At 71.5% G+C, this 18,749-nt stretch carries 5 protein-coding genes and 1 pseudogene; 2 read left to right on the plus strand and 4 right to left on the minus strand.

All coding sequences use genetic code 11. The features are described 5' to 3' along the window. Window positions 1-89: 89 nt before the first annotated feature. From AB0I10_RS35745 to AB0I10_RS35760, 4 genes are all read right to left on the minus strand, one after another. On the minus strand, window positions 90-299 hold the full coding sequence (locus AB0I10_RS35745) for an MbtH family protein (RefSeq protein ID WP_363156893.1): 210 nt from the start codon (window positions 297-299) through the stop codon (window positions 90-92). Further along, the gene (locus AB0I10_RS35750) at window positions 296-14,713 is read right to left on the minus strand and encodes an amino acid adenylation domain-containing protein (protein ID WP_363156894.1); all 14,418 of its coding nucleotides are present in this window, start codon (window positions 14,711-14,713) and stop codon (window positions 296-298) included. The genes AB0I10_RS35745 and AB0I10_RS35750 overlap by 4 nt, the downstream gene beginning before the upstream one ends. 149 nt (window positions 14,714-14,862) lie before the next feature. Next, window positions 14,863-15,906 carry an iron-siderophore ABC transporter substrate-binding protein gene (locus AB0I10_RS35755; protein ID WP_363156895.1) on the minus strand — a complete coding sequence of 348 codons (1,044 nt, stop codon included), beginning with the start codon at window positions 15,904-15,906 and terminating at the stop codon, window positions 14,863-14,865. A 90-nt stretch (window positions 15,907-15,996) separates the two neighbouring features. After that, window positions 15,997-17,346: a SidA/IucD/PvdA family monooxygenase gene (locus AB0I10_RS35760; protein ID WP_363156896.1), complete on the minus strand. Its 1,350-nt coding sequence runs from the start codon at window positions 17,344-17,346 to the stop codon at window positions 15,997-15,999. 247 nt (window positions 17,347-17,593) lie between these two features. On the opposite strand from AB0I10_RS35760, the gene AB0I10_RS35765 reads away from it, so the two are divergent. Both AB0I10_RS35765 and AB0I10_RS35770 read left to right on the plus strand, forming a co-directional pair. After that, window positions 17,594-18,541 (plus strand): methionyl-tRNA formyltransferase, encoded by a 948-nt coding sequence (locus AB0I10_RS35765; protein WP_363156897.1) that lies wholly within the window; start codon window positions 17,594-17,596, stop codon window positions 18,539-18,541. Between the two features lie 50 nt (window positions 18,542-18,591). Beyond that, a pseudogene (locus tag AB0I10_RS35770) lies at window positions 18,592-18,675 on the plus strand (amidinotransferase); the annotation flags it as partial. Window positions 18,676-18,749: the final 74 nt, after the last annotated feature.

An 18,749-nucleotide genomic window follows, 5' to 3' on the forward strand; every position in this document is an offset into this window, starting at 1 on the left:
GCTGGAGGGGGACAAAGCCCTTGCGGACGTCCCGCTGGTAGGCGAGGAAGAACAGGCACACGGCCGGGCGGCGACGTCGCGTCAGAGGGTCAGCCCTGCTGGGCGATCAGGCTTGCGGGGCGCAGATCCGTCCAGTTGGTCTCCACGTAGGCGAGGCATGCCTCGCGGGTGTCCTCGCCGAAGACGGTCCGCCACCCGGCCGGCACCTCGGCGAAGGACGGCCACAGTGAATGCTGGTTCTCGTCGTTGGCCAGGACCAGGAAGCGGCCCTGCGGGTCCTCGAACGGGTTGGTCGTCATACGTTGTCACTCCTCATGGACGGTACGGTGAACAGCTCCGAGAGCGGCTGTTCGGGGTCGGCTGCCACGGTGCGCAGCAGCGCCTGAAGTTCGTCGGCCAGCTGCCGTGCCTTGGCGGTGCCGAGCAGCTCGGTCGCGTGGATCAGCCCGCAGTGCACCGGGCCGGCGCCACGCGGCTCGTAGAAGCTGAGCGTCAGCTCCGCGCGGGCCGAGCCGGTCGGTACGGCGTCGAGCGAGCCCATGCCGCCCTCCAGTTGCGCCAGGTCCGCCTGCTCATGGTGGATCACCATGACCTGGGGTCCCTCCGGGGGCAGATCGGTCACACGGGCAACCTCGTCGAACGGGACGTCCTGCCGGTCCAGGGCGCTCAGCGTGGCTTCCCGTACGCGGGCCAGCAGCTGCGTGAAGGTCGGGTCGCCCGCCGTGTCGGTGCGCAGCACAACCGTGTTGAAGAAGCAGCCGACCAGATCGGCCAGTTGGTCGTCCGTGCGGCCGGCGACCATCGTACCGATGGGCAGGTCGGTGCCCGCTCCATGGGCGGTGAGCAGCGCCGCCAGGGCCGAGTGCAGCACCATGAACATGCTGGTGCCGGTCGCGCGGGCGAGCCTGTCGACGTCCTCGTGCAGCCGCTCGTCGAGGACGAACCCGACGTGGTCGGCGGCCCGGCCCGGCCGACCGGGTGCGGCGGGGCGCGGCCGGTCCGCCGGTAGCGCCAGCTCCCGTGGCATGTCCGCGAGCGTCCGCTGCCAGTAGGCGAGCTGCTGCCCGCCTCGGCTGTCCGGGTCGGTGAGATCGCCGAGCACCTCGCGAGCCCAGTGGGCGTAGTCGGCGTACGTCACCGGCAGCGGCTCCCACACGGGTGCCCGGCCGTCCGCACGCGCGGCGTACGCCGTCGTGAGGTCGCGGAACAGGGGCACCACCGACCATTCGTCGACCGCGAGATAGTGCATGGTCAGCAGGACCGCCTGGCCGCCGTCCGCGCCGGTGAGCAGCCGTGCCCGCAGGGGCGCTTCCCGCTCCAGGTCCGGCGCCTCGGCGGCGAGTTCGGCCGGCCGCGTGTCCAGGTCGGCGCACTGCTCGACGGCCAGGTCCGGGTGCCCGGCGGGCCGTTGGACCACCGTGCCGTCGCGTTCGGCGAACGCGGTGCGCAGCGGCTCGTGCCGGGCCACCACGTCGGCGAGCGCCGCCGACAGCGCATCGGCGTCCAGCCCGCCGCCGGGCGCCCGCAGCACCAGCGCGTGGTCGAAGCCCGGTGCGCGGCGGTACGCGTCCCACTGGGGGCGCTGGACGGGCGCGACCGGTACCGGAGCGCCGTCCGCCGCACGGCCCGCCGCACGGCCCGCCGCCGGGCGCAGTGCGGGCCGTGCGGCCGCCGCCCCCTCCAACTTGCCGGCGATACCGGCGACGGTCAGCGCGTCGAAGACGTCCCGAATGCTCAGCTCGACTCCGAACTCGGCGCGGATACGGCCCAGGAGCCGCATCGAGGCCATCGAATGGCCGCCGAGCGCGAAGAAGTTGTCGTGCACGCCGACGCTGTCCAGCTTGAGGATCTCGCAGAACAGCGCGGCGAGGCGGGCCTGCGTCTCGGTCGCCGGGCGAGCGTCGCCCGTCATCGCGGACCAGTCCGGTACCGGCAGCGCCTTCTTGTCCAGCTTGCCGTTGGGGGTCAGCGGCAGCGGACCGTCCAGCGGTACGACGAGGGCGGGCACCATGTATTCGGGCACCAGCCCGGCGACATGGGTGCGCAGCGCCTGCGGGTCGAGTTCCTCCCCGGTCTCCGGGGCGGCGTAGCCGACCAGGCGCACGATGTCGCCGTCGCGGTCGGGAACCACGGTGGCCTGGCCGACCGACGGGTGTCCGGCGAGTGCCGCCTCGATTTCGCCCAGCTCGATACGGAAGCCCCGCACCTTCACCTGGGTGTCGACCCGGCCGAAGAAGTCGAGGTTGCCGTCCGCGCGCCAGCGGGCGCGGTCACCGGTGCGGTACATCCGCCTGCCGGGCGGGCCGAACGGGTCGGCGACGAACCGCTCCGAGGTCAGCCCGGCCTTGCCGAGGTAGCCACGGGCGAGCCCGCGTCCGGAGACATACAGCTCCCCCACCACACCCGGCGGGACGGGCCGCAGGTTCTCGTCGAGGACGTAGCAGCGGGTGTTGGGGTCGGGCCGGCCGATGGGCACCCGACCGGCGGGCCGGCCGCCGTGCTCCCGGGCGGGCCACAGCGTGGAGTTGACCGTCGCCTCGGTGAGCCCGTAGGCGCAGATCAGATGGGCCGTGGCACCGAAGCGTTCGAACAGGTCCGGCGGCACCGTTTCCGTGCCGACCAGGACGGTCGACCCCTCGGGCAGCTCGCAGCCCGGCGGCAGCGCCGAGACGAGGGACGGCGGCAGGATCATGTGGGTGATCCGCTGGTCCGCGAGGAAGTCGGTGAGCGCCGGTCCGGCGACCCGCGCCTCGTCGGAGATGAGGACGAGCCGTCCGCCGTGGCACAGCGCCATCGACAGTTCGAAGGCGAAGACGTCGAAGCCGATCGAGGCGAACTGGAGCACCCTGCTGTCGTGTTCCAGGCCCATCCGGTCGACGGCGGTCGCGACCAGGCTGGAGATGCCCTCGTGCGGCACGACCACACCCTTGGGACGGCCGGTGGAACCGGACGTGTAGATCACGTACGCGGCCTGGTCCAGGCCGGCCGGCGGACCGTCCACGGCCGAATCCGGGAGCTTCGACAGCGCGGCGGCGGTGACCGGCTCGTCGAGCAGCACCACGGGCACGCCCGGCACTTCGGGGATCTTCCCCGCCACCGGCTCGGTGCCGACGACGAGGACGGCTCCCGAGTCCTCGATCATGTAGGTCAGCCGGTCGGCGGGGTGGACCAGGTCGAGCGGCAGGAAAGCGGCACCGAGCTTGAGCGCGGCGAGGACCGTGGCGACCATGTCCACCGAGCGGGGCACGGCCACGCCGACCACGCTCTCGGCACCCACGCCGTGGGCTGCGAGGAGATGTGCGATCCGGTTGGACCGCGCGTCCAGTTGCGCGTACGTCACCGTGCGCGAGCGCTCCACGACGGCGACCGCGTCGGGCCGCTCGGCGAGCCGCTGGGCGAACAGGGCCGGCAGCGACGCCTCGTCGACCTCACGGGCGGTGGTGTTGAAGCCTTCCAGGACCAGTTGCCGCTCGTCCGCGGCGAGGATCTCCGCCTGTGAGACGGGCCGTTCGGGTCCGGCGACGAGTGCCGCGACGAGCCCGCGGAGGCGGTCGCCGAGCCGCTCGGCGGTGGCCACGTCGAACAGCTCGGTGGCGAACTCCAGACGGCAGGTCAGGGAGCCCGCGCCGGCGCTGTCGGCCGCCGTGTGCTCGGTGAAGCTGAACACCAGGTCGAACTTGGCCGTGCGGCTCCGGAACGGCACGTACTCCGCGCGGAGTCCCGGCAGTTCCAGTCCGTCACCCGTGCGGGCGTGGTAGCCGACCATCACCTGGAACAGCGGGTTCCGGGACAGCGAACGCGTCGGGTTGAGCTTCTCCACGACCGACTCGAACGGCACGTCCGCATGGGAGAAGGCCGCCAGGTCGGTCTCCCGGACCCGTGCCAGCAGTTCGGTGAAGCTGGGGTCGCCGCTGAGGTCGGTCCGCAGTACGAGCGTGTTGACGAAGAAGCCGACCAGATCGTCCAGCGCCTCGTCGCTCCGTCCCGCGATGGGCGAGCCGAGGGGGATGTCCGTCCCGGCGCCCATGCGGTGGAGCAGGGCGGCGACCGCCGCGTGTACCACCATGAACATGCTGGCGCCGGTCTCGCGGGCGAGCCGCTTCAGGCCCTCGTGGACCTGGGCGTCGAACGCAATGTCGAGTTCGGCTCCGGTGAACGCCGGGCGTGCGGGCCGGGGCCGGTCGGTGGGTAGTTCGAGCTCCTCGGGGGCGCCGTCGAGCGCCGTGCGCCAGTACTCCAGCTGGCGGGCCGCGAGGCTGCCCGGGTCGGCGGGGTCGCCGAGCAGCCGCTGCTGCCACAGCGCGTAGTCCGCGTACTGGACGGGAAGCGGCTCCCAGTCGGGGCCCCCACCCGGCGCCGGCCGCATATCGACCGCAGTGGTGTCGAGCCGCGCGGCGTAGGCGGTGGCCAGATCACGCAGGAACGGCCGGTCCGACCACTCGTCTGTGGTGATGTGGTGCAGCAGCACGATGACGACGTGCTGATCGGGCGTGGTTTCGACGATCGTGGCCCGCAGCGGCAGTTCGGCGGCGAGGTCGAACGGCCGGTTGACGGCGGCGTCGACGATACCGGGCACCTCGTCCTCGGTGGCGCTGACGCACTCCACCACCGGCTGCGCCTGGTCGGCGGGCATGACGTGCTGGAACACCTGGCCGTCGCGGTCGACGAAGACCGTACGGAGTGCCTCATGACGAGCCGTCACATCGGCGAGCGCGGCGCGCCACGCGTCCACATCGAGGGCCCCGTGCAGACGCATCACCAGGGGAAAGTTGTACGCGGCCGAGGTGCACTCGATCTGCTGGATGACCCACAGCCGCTGCTGGGCGTGGGAGAGCGGCAGTTCGGCGGGCCGCTCACCGGCCGTCAGCGCGGGTCGGGCGGTTGCGCCCGAGTGGCCCGCGCGCTCCACCAACTCCGCGACGGTGGGCGCCTCGAACAGGTCGCGGATCGCCAGTTCGGCGTCGAGCGCGGTACGGGCGCGGCTCACCAGACGGGTGGCCAGCAGCGAGTGGCCGCCGAGCTCGAAGAAGTCACTGTCGATACCGACGCTGCCTTCGGGCAGACCCAGCACCTCGGCGAAGAGCGCGCACAGCGTCTCCTCCTGCGGTGTGCGGGGCGGTCGGCCGGCGCCCGTACCTCCGAAGTCGGGGGCGGGCAGGGCCTTGACGTCCAGCTTGCCGTTGACGGTCAGCGGGAGCGTCTCCACCGGGACGAGTGCGGAGGGGACCATGTAGTCCGGCAGGCCGGCCTTGAGGTGGTCGCGCAGCCGCTGGACCAGTGCCTCGTCCCCCTCGGCAGCGGCTTCCTCGGGCACGAAGTAGCCGACCAGACGCTTGGTCCCGGCGGCCGCGGCCACGACGACCGCCGCGTGCGCGACCTCTGGGTGCGTGGACAACGCCGTGGAGATCTCGCCGAGTTCGATGCGGTAGCCGCGCATCTTGACCTGGTCGTCGGTGCGGCCGAGGAAGTCCAGCAGGCCGTCCGGTCGCTGGCGGACGAGGTCGCCCGTCCGGTACATCCGCTCACCGGGCTCCCCGAACGGGTCGGCGACGAACCGCTCGGCTGTCAGGCCCGGCCGGTCGTGGTAGCCGCGGGCCAGTCCGGTGCCGGCGATGTACAGCTCACCGGGGCAGCCCGGCGGCACCGGCCGCAGCATCGCATCGAGTACGTAGGCGCGGGTGTTGCGGATGGGCATGCCGACCGTGGGGGTCGCGCTGTCGGTGGTGGAGCCGCCGAGCGTGTTGATCGTGTACTCGGTCGGCCCGTACAGGTTGTAGCCGTAGGTGCCCTCGGTGCGGCGCAGCGCCGTCCACACCGTGTCGGACACGGCCTCGCCGCCGAGCAGGACCAGGGCGGGCCGGTGCTTTCCGGTGGTCTCCTCCTGGTCGAGCAGGCCCTCCTCGATCAGGAGCTGGGCGTAGGTGGGCGTCACATTGACCACGTCGACCCGGTGCCGGTCGCAGTACGCGACCAGGGCCTCGGCGTCGCGGCGCAGTTCCTCGTCGCAGACATGCACCTCGTGGCCTTCGACGAGCCAGAGCAGCTCCTCCCAGGACATGTCGAAGGCGAAGGACACGGTGTGCGCGATGCGCAGTCGTCGTCCGCCGACCGAGGCGATGGCCGGATCGAAGATCTCCTTCTGGTGGTTGAGCTGCATGTTCGTCAGTCCCCGGTACGGGGTGACGACGCCCTTGGGCTTGCCGGTCGAGCCGGAGGTGTAGATGACGTATGCCGGGTACTCCAGCCGGTCCGGGACGTCATGGGAGAACGCGGGCCGCTCGGCGTCGGTGATCTCACCGCCCGGGAGCGCGGCCAGCTCGGCGGCCACGGCCTCGTCGTCCAGGAGGAGTTCGGGGGCGACGGCACCTGTGTCACCGTGCAGCGTCGGGGCGACGGCGGCCGTGGACACCAGGCACAGGGGCCCGGTGTCCTCGACCATCAGCCGCAGCCGGTCGGCGGGGTGGTCGAGGTCCAGCGGCAGGTACGCGGCGCCGGTCCGCAGCACTGCGAACAGCGCGACGACCATCTCGGTGGAGCGCGGCAGGGCCAGCGCGACGGCCGTTTCCGGTCCCGCGCCCCGGGCGAGCAGCAGCCGGGCCAACTGGTTGATGTGTGCGTCCAGTTCGGCGTACGTGAGGACCCGCTCGCCGAAGACCAGCGCCACCGCGTTCGGGGTACGGGCGACCTGGGCCGCGAGCATGTCGGCGATGGTCTCGTTCGGCACCGGGTCGCGGGTGTCGTCCCAGCCGGCGAGCAGGGCGGCGCGCTCCCACGGCAGCAGCAGGTCCATGCCGACGGTCCTGGCGGAGGCGGCGGTCGGGGCGGCGAGGGCCTCGGTGAGCCGCTCCAGCACGGTCGTGAACCGGACGAGGATCGTGGTGGCGTCATCCTCGTCGAACAGGTCGGGCCTGGCCGCCAGGGTCACGCGCAGGCGGGTTTCCGGCGTGACGATCAGGGTGAGCGGGAAGTGGGTGCCGTCCACGTTCGACACGTCGGTGATGCCGTAGCGCTCCCTGAGTGCCGCGGCCCGGTCCTCGCCGTCGGCCGAGCGGAGCACGAACAGGCTGTCGAACAGGCGGCGGTGGCCGGTCTCCTGCTGGAGCGTGCCGAGACCCACGTACTCGTACGGCATGACCGCGACGCGCTCGGACTGCATCCGCCGCAGCAGGTCGAGCAGGGGCTCGTCCGGGCTGAGGGCGACGCGGGCGGGGATCGTGTTGAGGAACATGCCGATGATGCCGGCGACGTTCGGCACGTCCGCGGGCCGCCCGGCGACGGCTGTGCCGAAGGCCACGTCCGCGCGCCCCGTCATCGCCGAGAGCACCAGCCCCCAGGCCGCGTTCAGCACGGTGTTCAGGGTGAGCCCGTGCTGCCGTGCGAGGGTGCGCAGCCGGTGGCTGGTCTCCTCCGTCAGCACCGCGTCGAAGTCCACGGGGATCACCGGGCCGGCGTCGCGCCCCGTCGGCGCGACCAGGGTCGGCTCGTCGAACCCGGCGAGCGCGCCACGCCACGCCTCGACGGCCTGGGTCGTGTCCTGCTCGTCCAGCCAGGCCAGGTAGTCGCGGTACGAGCCCGGGGCCGGGAGGCCGGTGGCATCGCCCGCCCGCTCGTACAGCGTGAACAGCTCCTCCAGGAACAGCCAGGCGGACCATCCGTCCCAGAGGATGAGGTGGTGAGTGACGACGAGCCGGTCCCGGCCGTCGCCGAGCCGGATCAACAGCAGCCGGCACAGCGGCGGGGCGGACAGGTCGAAGCGCTGCCGCCGGTCGGCCGCCAGCAACTCCTCCATCCGGGACCGCTGTTCTTCGGCGGGCAGCCCCGACAGGTCGGCCTCCACCACCGGGATCCGCGCGCCGTCCGCGATGAACTGCACCGGGCGGGGCAGGCCGTCGCTGGTGAATCCGGCGCGCAGGCTGGTGTTGCGCTCCAGCAGCGCCCGGCAGGCGGCCTGCAGCCGGTCGGCGTCGAGGCGGTGGTCGAAGTCCAGGGTCTCCTGGGAGAGGTAGACGTCGAGTGCCTCGCCCGCGTCGTAGGTGGCGTGGAAGTACATGCCCTCCTGAAGAGGGGAGAGCGGCCAGACGTCCGCGACCGGCAGCCCGGCGGCGGCCTCCACACGGGCGGTCTCCTCCTCGGACAACTCCAGTCCGCCCAACGGGGCGGCGGGGGCCGAGGTCTCCTGCGATGTGCCGGCGGCGGTCAGCTGGTCCAGCAGCGCCCGCAGGGCGGGGTCGACCGCCGTACCGGACTGTTCCTGCTGGGCCAGCATGGCCTGGAGGGCGGCCGCCGCCTGTCCGGCCTCGGTGGCCGTGACGGTCACGGCGGGGGCTTCGGGGGTCGGTGCGTCGTCCCGGGCCTCCTGGCGGGGAGCCGCGTCCTGAGCGGTGGCGGCGAGCGCCGCGGGCGTGCGGCACTCGAAGACATCGCGCGGGCTGATGGTCAGTCCCCTCTCACGGGCCTGGGTGGCGACGGCGATCGAGGTGAGGCTGTCGCCGCCGAGGACGAAGAAGTCGTCGTCGGCGCCGATCCCCGGCATACCGAGGACGGCGGTGAAGATCTCGCACAGGGCGCGCTCACGCTCGTCGCGGGGCGCGCGTCCGCCGGCCCTGGGGGCGACGGAGGGCGAGGGCAGCGCGTTCTGGTCGAGCTTGCCGCTGGGGGTCAGCGGCAGCTCGTCGAGGGCCACGACGGCACCGGGCACCATGGTCGCGGGCAGCGCGTCGGCGAGCGCCACATGGAGGGCGTCGGTGTCCGGAGCGTCGGCGCCGGGGGCCGGTACGGCGTAGCCGACGAGTGCGCCGTCGCGGACGATCACCGCCGCGCGGGCGACGCCGGGCAGGCCCGCCAGGGCGGTCTCGATCTCGCCCAGCTCGATACGGTTGCCGCGGATCTTGACCTGCCGGTCGGTGCGGCCGAGGTACTCGACGGCGCCGTCGGCGCGGCGCCGGACCAGGTCACCGGTGCGGTACATGCGTGCGCCCGGTGCGCCGAACGGGTCGGCGACGAACCGTTCGGCGGTCAGCGCGGGCCGGTCGTGGTAGGCCCGCGCCAGTTGGACCCCGGCGAGGTAGAGCTCGCCGGGCACCCCGTCGGGGACCGGGCGCAGGAAGGCGTCGAGCACGTACAGCCGGGTGTTCCACACGGGCCGGCCGATCGGCACGGCGAGCTCGGTGCCGCCCTCGTAGGGGAAGTAGGTGACGTCCACGGCCGCCTCGGTGGGCCCGTAGAGGTTGTGCAGGGGCACCGGGCCGTGCCCCGAGCGGGACGTCAGGTCCCACCAGCGGCGGGCGTCCGGGCCGGTGAGCGCCTCGCCGCTGCAGAACACCCGGCGCAGGCCGGCCGCCCAGTCCGGCGCGCCCGTGTCCGTGGCGGCCTCCATGGCCTGGACGAACGCGGCCAGCATCGACGGCACGAAGTGCATCGTTGTGATCTGCTCGGCGCGGATCAGTTCGGCCAGGTAGGCCGGGTCACGGTGGCCGTCGGGGCGGGCGAGGACGACGGTCGCGCCCTCGACCAGGGGCCAGAAGAACTCCCACACCGACACGTCGAAGCTGGACGGAGTCTTCTGGAGCACCCGGTCGTCCGCGCCGAGTGCGTACTCCCCCTGCATCCAGGCGAGCCGGTTGACGATCGCCCGGTGGGTGACGGCGACGCCCTTGGGGCGCCCGGTGGAGCCGGAGGTGTAGATCAGGTAGGCGGGGTGGTCGGGCCCTGCCTGTTCGCCCGGCACATCGGGGGCGTCGCGTCCGGAGGTGTCCTCGTCGTGGTCGACCACGAGTCGCTCAAGGCCCGGGACTTCGGGCAGCCGCCCTGCAGCGTCAGCGGTGGTCACGACAGTGCGCGCCCCTGAGTCGCCGAGCATGAACGCCACCCGGTCGGCGGGGTAGTCCAGGTCGACGGGCAGGTAGGCCGCACCTGCCTTGAGGACGCCGAGCAGCGCGACCATCAGCTCTGCCGAGCGCGGTACCGCGACCGCGACGAACTGCTCCGGGCCCGCACCGCGCGCCCGCAGCCGCCGCGCCAGTGCCTCGGCCCGCCAGTCGAGTTCGGCGTAGGTCAGCTCGGTGTCCTCGAAGACGACCGCAGGGGCGTCGGGGGCCCGTGCCGCCTGTGCGGCGAAGAGCGAGGCGAGCGAGGCGTCGGCATCGGGGAGCGGGTGCGCTGTGGCGTTGAGCTCGGCGAGGTGCTCCTGCTCCCGGTCGGACAACAGGCCGGTCCGGGCGACCAGGCGGTATGGCTCGGATACCAGTGTCTCCAGCAGCGCCACGAACCGGTTGGCGAGCACCGCCACGGTCACCTGGTCGAGCCGTGCACCGTCGTGCTTGAACCGCAGCAGCAGACGGCCGTCGCCCGGCTCGACGATGAGCGCGAGAGGATAGTGCACCGCGTCGAGCACCTCGGCGCCGGTGATGCGCAGCGCGTCCGTGTCCTCGGCGGTGGACTCCCCCAAGCTCTCAATGAGCAGGGAGGGACCCCCATCGCCAGTCGGGTAGTTTTCGAACACCACGAGGGTGTCGAAGAGTTCGCCGCCGCCCGCGCTCCGCTGGATGTCGGCGAGACCGAGGTGCTGGTGATCCAGCAGCGCCGTGTGCTCGTCCTGGACGCGGCGCAGCAGCTCGGTGAGCGACTCGTCGGCACGCAGGCTCACCCGGGCCGGGACGGTGTTGATGAACAGGCCGACGGCGGAGTCCAGGCCCGCGACCTCGGTGGTCCGCCCCGACACGGTGGTGCCGAACACGACGTCCTGGCTGCCGGTGAGCCCGCCCAGCGCCAGGCCCCAGACTCCGTGGACGACGGTGCTCAGGGTGAGCCCGTGTGTCCGGGAGTACGCGGTCAGTTCGGCGGTGAGCTCCTCGGGCAGCCGGGTGTCGACGTGCTGCGGCCTGGCCGGTGCCGGCGTGTCGTCGCCCGTGGTGGCGGCGAGGGCGGGCAGCCGGGTCGGGCCCTCCAGGCCGGACAGGGCCTGGCGCCAGGCATCACGGGCGGTGTCGCGGTCACGGCCGGCCAGCCAGGACAGGTACGGGCGCGGGCCGACCGGCGCTGGCAGTGCCTCTCGCCCGTAGGCGGCGGTGAGTTCGCGCAGCAGGACGGAGACGGACCAGCCGTCGGCGATGATGTGGTGCAGGGTGAGCAGCAGCCGGTGGCGCTGCCCGTCCCGGATCAGGGTCGCGCGCAGCAGCGGCGGCCGGGCGAGGTCGAACTGCTCGGCGCGGTCCCGCCGCAGCAGGTCGTCCAGCCCGGTCGCGTCGGTGTCGGCCACCCGCCACGGGAGGGTCACCCGCTCCGCGAGCCGCTGGACGACCTCGCCGCCCGGCAGCTGCCGGAACGAGGCGCGGAGCAACGGATGCCGGTCGAGGAGCAGTTGCAGTGCCTGCCGCAGGCGGTCCGGGTCGACCGGTCGCGCCAGGTCGAGGAGTTCCTGGACCACGTACAGGTCGGCAACCCGCTGGTCGAACTCGGCGTGGAAGAAGAAGCCTTCCTGGAGCGGGGAGACGGGCAGGGCGTCCTCGTCGAGGTCCGCCAGGGCCGTGACCGGACTCCCGCCGGCCATCACCTGACCCGCGGTCCGGGCGAGCGCCGCCACGGTCCGCTGCCGGAACACGTCACGCGGGGTGACCGCCAGCCCGGCCTCGCGGGCGCGGTTCACCAGCTGGATGGCGACGATGCTGTCACCGCCCAGTTCGAAGAAGCTGTCGTGGACGCCCACCGAGGGCAGGCCGAGGACCTCCGAGAACAGCGCGGCGAGCGCCGTCTCGGCCGGGGTGGTGGGCGCGTCGGCGCCGCTCATGGCCGTCCACCGGGGCGCGGGCAGGGCCCGGCTGTCGAGCTTTCCGTTGGGTGTCAGCGGGAGGGAGCCGTCGAGGGCGACGACGGCGGACGGCACCATGTAGTCGGGCAGCGTGTCCGCGGTCCGGGTGCGCGCCGCAGCGACGGCGGCGTCGGCGTCCGTACCGGCCTCCGCGACGAGGTAGGCGACGAGACGCTTCGCGCCGCGGTGGTCCTCGCGGACGAGGACGGCGGCCTGGGCGATGCCGGGGCAGGCCATGAACGCGCTCTCGATCTCGCCCGGTTCGATCCGGTGGCCGCGGATCTTGAGCTGGCCGTCCGTGCGGCCGAGGAACTCCAGGTTGCCGTCCGCGCTCCAGCGGACCCGGTCACCGGTGCGGTACATCCGGGCGCCGGGCGCGCCGAACGGGTCGGCCACGAACCGCTCCGACGTCAGCTCCGCCCGGCCGAGGTACCCGCGGGCCAGGCCGCGCCCGGCGACGTACAGCTCACCGTCGGCGCCCACGGGGACCGGGCGGAGGGCCGCGTCGAGCACGTAGACGCGGGTGTTGGGGTCGGGCCGACCGATCGGCGCGGGACCGGGACGGTCGGGCTCGGCGCGCCACAGCGTGGAGTTGACGCTCGCCTCGGTGAGTCCGTAGGCGACGACGACCTGGAGCCGGTCGGACCAGCGGGCGATCAGCTCGCTCGGCACCGCTTCGGTGCCGACGACGAGCACCGCTCCGTCGGGCAGTTCGCATTCCTGCGGCAGCGCCGAGACCAGCGACGGCGGGAGGATCATGTGGGTGGCGCGGTGGCGCGCGATGTAGTCCGTCAGGGCCGGTCCGGCGACCCGGCGCTCGGCGGGGACGACGACGATCCGGCCGCCGACGCACAGGGACATGATCAGGTCCCAGACCGTCACGTCGAAGCCGACGGAGGCGAACTGGACCACGTGGCTGTCGGCGGTGATGCCGATGCGGTCGGTGGCGGTGGCGATGAGGCTGCCGACGCCGTCGTGCGGAACGACGACACCCTTGGGGCGGCCGGTGGAGCCGGAGGTGTAGATGACATACGCGGCCCGGTCCAGGGCGATGGGCAGGCCGAGGTCCGAGGCGTCGAGGGCGGCGCACTCGGCCGCCACCGTCCCCCGCGCGTGGCCGCCGCCACCGTACGCGCGGGTGGTACCCCCAGGCTCGTCGAGCAGCAGGTGGCCGACGCCGGGCGCGTCCGGCAGTTCACCGGACAGCTCGCGCGTGGTGACGACGGTGCGCGCGCCGGCGTCGGACAGCATGTAGGCGATCCGGTCCTGCGGATGGTCGGCGTCCAGCGGCAGATACGCCGCCCCGGCCTTCATCACCGCCAGCAGGGAGACCACGAGTTCGGGCGAGCGCGGCACGGCCACACCGACGACGTCCTCGGCGCGCACTCCACGGGCGACGAGGAGGCGGGCGAGCCGGTTGGCGGCGGCGTTGAGCTCGGCGTACGTCAGCTCCCGGTCCTCACACACGAGAGCGACGGCGTCGGGCGAGCGGCGCACCTGGCGCTCGAACGCGGCGGGCCAGGACAGTTCGGCCACGTCGCGCGGTGACACACCGAACTCTTCGAGCAGTTGGGTCCGTTCCGTTGCCGAGGTCAGTTCGATGTGACCGACGGGCCGGTCCAGGTCCTCGGCGAAGGCGTGCAGCAGCGTGCGGAAGCGGCGCTCGTGGTCGCGCAGCGTCTGCTCGTCGCAGACGTCCGCGTCGGCGTCGAAGTGGAGGCGTATGCCGCGGCCCTCGTCGCACTCGGCGAAGTTGAGGGCCAGGTCGCTGACCGGGCCGAGCCACTCCGGGCGGAGCTCGGTCTTGTGGTCCGCGAAGCCCAGGTCCTCGCCACGGGGAAGGACGTTGACCGTCGGGCCGACCAGCTCCGATACGCCGTCGGCCAGCCCGAGCTCCCTGGCCAGGTCCTCGGCGCGGTAGCGCCCGTGGTCGACCGCCTCGGCGACCGCGTGACGTACGTCCGCCACGAGGTCGGCACCGGTGGTGCCGGGGCGGACGGTCACCCGCAGCGGGACGATGTTGGACACCATGCCGGGGACGACGGCCGACACCTCGTCCTGGCGGGCGGCTATCGGCAGTCCGAGGACGAGATCCTGCTCGCCGCTGACCCGGTGCAGGTAGGCGGCCACGGCCGCGAGCAGGAGGCGGGACGTGCGGACGCCCGCGCTCTCCGCTGCGGCGTGCAGCCGGACGGTGTCCTGCGGGGACAGTTGCGTGCTGCGCCGCAGGCGTCGCGTCATGGGCGACGGAGCGCGCTCGACGAGGCGTACGGGCTCGGGGCGGCCGGCCATCCGGTCCAACCAGTAGGCGCGGTCCGACTTGTGCTGCTCGGACGCGCGGTACGCCTGGTCTGCGTCCACCAGTCGGGGCAGCGCCCAGTCGTGCGGGGCACGGGCCTGCTCGCCGGTGTCGGCTGTGTAGAGCTCTCCGGCCCGGCGGGTGATGAGCGCGACGCCCATGCCGTCGAGGACGATGTGGTGGTAGCGCTGGTACCAGAGCACCCGGTCGTCCGCGAGCCGGAGCACCGCCTGGGCGAAGAGCGGGCCGCGGCCGAGGTCGGCGGGCCGGTCGCGGTCGGCGGCCATCCAGTCGACGGCGGCCTCTTCGGGGGCCGGGACGCCGCGCAGGTCGACTATGGGGATGTCGACGGGGAACCGTGCGGGTGTCTGACGGGGTTCCCCGTTCTCGGGGCTGACGCACACGTGCAGGCACTCGGCCTCTTCGACCGCCTGCCGCGCGGAGGCGACGAGGCGGTCGAGGTCGATGCCGCCACGCAGGTCCAAGGCGAACACGATGTTGTAGGCAGAGCTGTCCGGTTCGATCTGCTGGGCAAGCCAGATGCCGGATTGCCCGCCCGTGACGGGTATCCCGGAAGCGGACGTCCGGTCCGACTCGACGTCAAACATCGTTCGAAGGGCCTTTCCCTGGTGGTGCGTCAGTGATGAGTGGTCCCGCGAAGCGGGGCGTCAGAAGGGGGCTGATGCGTTCGACGGCGTGCCGGGCACCCGCCACGCCGTCGAACGGTCACTCGTCCCTGGTGGTGCGCGATGAGTTGTTACTTGATGGCCGTCAGCAACGGCTCGATCTCGTCGATGGCGTACGGGATCGACAGGACCGTGTTGAAGGAGAACGCGGCACCGATGTCCGGGTCCTGGTACGGGACGAACAGGTCCCGCTTCTCCTTGTTGACCTTCAGCTTCTTGTAGAGCGACTCGGCCTTGATCCCGTCGTTGGCCTCGGTACTGGAGGTGACCCAGACCAGACGGTCGACGTCGAGCACGTTCAGCTTCTCGGCGCTGAGCTCGGCGACGTTCGCGCCCGGCTTGGCCATCTTGTCGATCTCGGGCTTCAACTTGAAGCCGAGCTCGGAGAAGAAGATCGCCTTGGGGTCGGTCTTCGTGAACGCCGAGTACTTGCCCGCCTCGAAGCTGTCGGCCACGGCCAGCGTCTTCTTGGCGAACTCGGGGTGCTTGTCGCGGATCGTCTTGAAGCGCGCGTCGATGCCCGCGATCAGCTTCTTGGCCTGGGCCTCCTTGCCGAGCGCCGTGCCGATCTGCTTGGTCATGGTCTGCCACGGGGCGGCGTAGTCGGGGTGGCCCTTGGGCTGGGCGACGACCTTGGCGATCTTGGAGAGCGTGTCGTACTGCTCCTTCTTCATGCCCGAGTACTGAGCGATGATCAGATCCGGCTCCAGAGCCGCGATCTTCTCCATGTTGTACTCGTCACGCTCACCCACGATCTGCGGCGGCGTCGAACCCCACTTCTTCTTGGCCCAGGGCCACTTGCCGTACGGCTTCTCCTTGAACCAGTCCACCGCGCCCACGGGCTTGATCCCGAGCGCCAGCACCGCGTCCTGGTCGGACAGACCAAGGGTGACGACCTTCTTCGGCTCCGCCTCGATCTTCGTGCTGCCGTACTTGTGCTCGACGGTGACGGGGAAAGCCCCGGATTTGGCGCCGGCCTCCCCGGACGACTTGGAATCGGTCTTCTCAGCGCCGCCCCCACAGGCGGTGAGGGCGAGCGCGGCGACGGCGGCGACGGCCACGCGGGGGATGTGTCTGACGATGCTCGTCAGCGCGGGACGTGTACCAAAGGGCACGGGTGTTTCCTTTCACGGGGATTCACGCAGCGGGCCACGCCCACCCGGCACGATGCGGCCACCGGGCAGACGTGACTGTGGGGGGCGGGTCTAGAGGGACGAGCCGATCTCGTCTGCGGCGAGCCGCTCTCCGGCGGCCGGCTCCTGGCTGCGGTCGAGGATCGACTGAAGGATCTCCCCGACCCTGACCGCGGTGTTCGACAGCAGGGACGACGTGATGCCGTGGGTGTGCTCGGTGCCGCCCTGCAGGTAGATCCCGCAGTGCAGTTCGGGGTCGGTCGAGACGCGGTAGTCGCGCTCGACGCACACACGGCCTTCAGCGTCCCGGTGGCAGTACGACTCGACCTCGCCGAGGAGCCCGAGGGCGCTGGCGGACTCATATCCGGTGGCGTAGACCACCACATCGGCGTCGAGCGGCGTCTTCTCTCCGGTGACCAGCGACTCGACCGTGGTGCGGACCTTGTCCTGGGTCTCGACGACGTCGGTGACCCTGGACACCTTGAGGAACCGCAGGCGCTCGGTACCGAGGACCTTCTCTTGGTACTCCTGACGGTAGAGCTCATCGATCAGGTCGATGTCCACCACGGAGTAGTTGGTGTTGCCGTGGTAGTCCATCAGCTTGCGCTTGATGCCGTCGGGAGCGGTGAAGTACTCGTCGACCGCTGAGGGATCGAAGATCCGGTTGGCGAAACCGCTGTCGTCGGCGGGGCTGTAGCCGTAGCGCGAGAAGACAGCGCAGACCTCGGCCTGGGGGAAGCGCTTGTGAAGGAAGTCCACGTTCTCCGCGGCACTCTGGCCGGCCCCGACCACGATGAAGCGGGAGGGATCGGCGTCCTTCAGACCGTCCACCCGTGCCAGCAGGTCGGAGGTGTGCCAGATCCGGTCCGATCGGTCCACACCCTCCGGCATCCGCGGCCGCAGCCCCGTACCGATCACGAGGTTCCGGGCCCGGTGAACCACCAGCTCCGACCCCGTTCGGGCCGTCACATCCACATACTGCACGACCCCGTCGCGAACGACGGGCCGCACGGCGACGACCTCGTGCCCGTAGGACACCATGTCGTCCACCTTGGCCGCGGCCCACTCGAAGTAGTCGTGGAACTCCACCCGCAGCGGGAACAGGTTCTTGTGGTTGATGAAGTCGATCAGCCGTCCCTTGCTCTTCAGGTAGCAGAGGAAGCTGAACTCACTCGCGGGATTCCGCAGTGTCACCAGGTCCTTGAGGAAGGACACCTGCATGGTGGCGTCCTCAAGCAGCATGCCCCGGTGCCAGCCGAAGCGCGGCTGCTGCTCGAAGAAGTGAGCAGTGACCGCCTCCTGCCTGCCGACGCTTGCGTTGTGCTCGCTGAGCGCAATCGCCATGGCCACATTGGACGGCCCGAAGCCGATACCTATGAGGTCGTGGATCAGTGGTGCGTCGTCAGGAAGAGCCTGTGACATGTCACTCCCATCGTGCGGGTAGCCGCTTGTCAGGCGTTGAGGAAACGGGAATCAGGCGCGCCGAACAGAGCGGCGACCGAGCGGAACTTAGGTAAAGCTAACCTGACCTGAACCGATCTGTCGACCGGGCAAAACGGGCGGGGCGACGAGCCGTGGCCCCAACGAGGGCCTGCGCGCACGTCGTTGCACACTTAGGTAAGCCTTGCTTTACTTACCCCAGTCAATCCCTGCTCCAAGGAGGAACCCCATGCGGGTCGTCATGTTCGGATATCAGACCTGGGGGCACCGCACCCTGCAAGCTCTCCTGGACTCCGAGCACGACGTGGTGATGGTCGTGACACACCCCAAGAGCGACCACGCGTACGAGAAGATCTGGAGCGACTCGGTCGCCGACCTCGCCGAGAAGCACGGCGTGCCCGTCGTGATCCGCAACCGCCCCGATGACGAGGAGCTGTTCACCCGGCTCAAGGACGCCGACCCGGACATCATCGTGGCCAACAACTGGCGGACGTGGATCCCCCCGCGCATCTTCACCCTGCCCCGGCACGGCACCCTCAACGTCCATGACTCGCTGCTGCCGAAGTACGCCGGCTTCTCCCCCCTGATCTGGGCTCTGATCAACGGGGAACGCGAAGTGGGCGTCACCGCGCACATGATGGACGACGAACTCGACGCCGGAGACATCGTGGTCCAGCGCGCGGTGACGGTCGGCCCGACGGACACCACCACCGACCTGTTCCACAAGACCGTCGACCTCATCGCCCCGACCACCACCGAAGCACTCGGCCTGATCGCATCCGGGCGCACCGACTTCACCAAGCAGGACCGGTCACAGGCGACCTTCTTCCACAAGCGGTCCGCCGAGGACATCCGCGTCAACTGGGACTGGCCCGCCGAGGACCTGGAGCGCCTGGTCCGCGCCCAGTCGGCCCCGTACCCGAGCGCCTTCACCTTCCACAAGGGCAAGCGGCTGGAGATCCTCACGGCGGTCGTGTCCCAGGCCCGCTACGGCGGCACCCCCGGCCGCATCTTCTACCGCGAGGGCGACGGCGTGGTGATCGTCGCCGGAGCCGACGCCCGCACCGGCCGCAACCACGGCCTGGCCATCACCCGTGTACGCACCGAGGACGGCCAGGAGGTGCCCGCGACCGAGTACTTCACCTCGATGGGCGGCTACCTCACCAGCCGTCCCTGAGCACCAGGGGATCAGCGGCCATGCGGCGTTCCGCATGGCCGCTGCACTTCCCGATCGGCGTCGGCCTGCCAGAGCTGCTGAAGGCCGGCGGTAGTGTGAAGTGCTGCACGCTGGAACTGCGTCGGGCCCTCTGAATCTGCCGGCGCCCCGTCATGGCCCCGGGGCCGGCCGGTAATTGCCGCCGCGTGGATCACCTGAAACACGCCGC

Origin of the sequence: Streptomyces sp. NPDC050636 (assembly GCF_040654775.1) — a bacterium.
Lineage (GTDB): Bacteria > Actinomycetota > Actinomycetes > Streptomycetales > Streptomycetaceae > Streptomyces.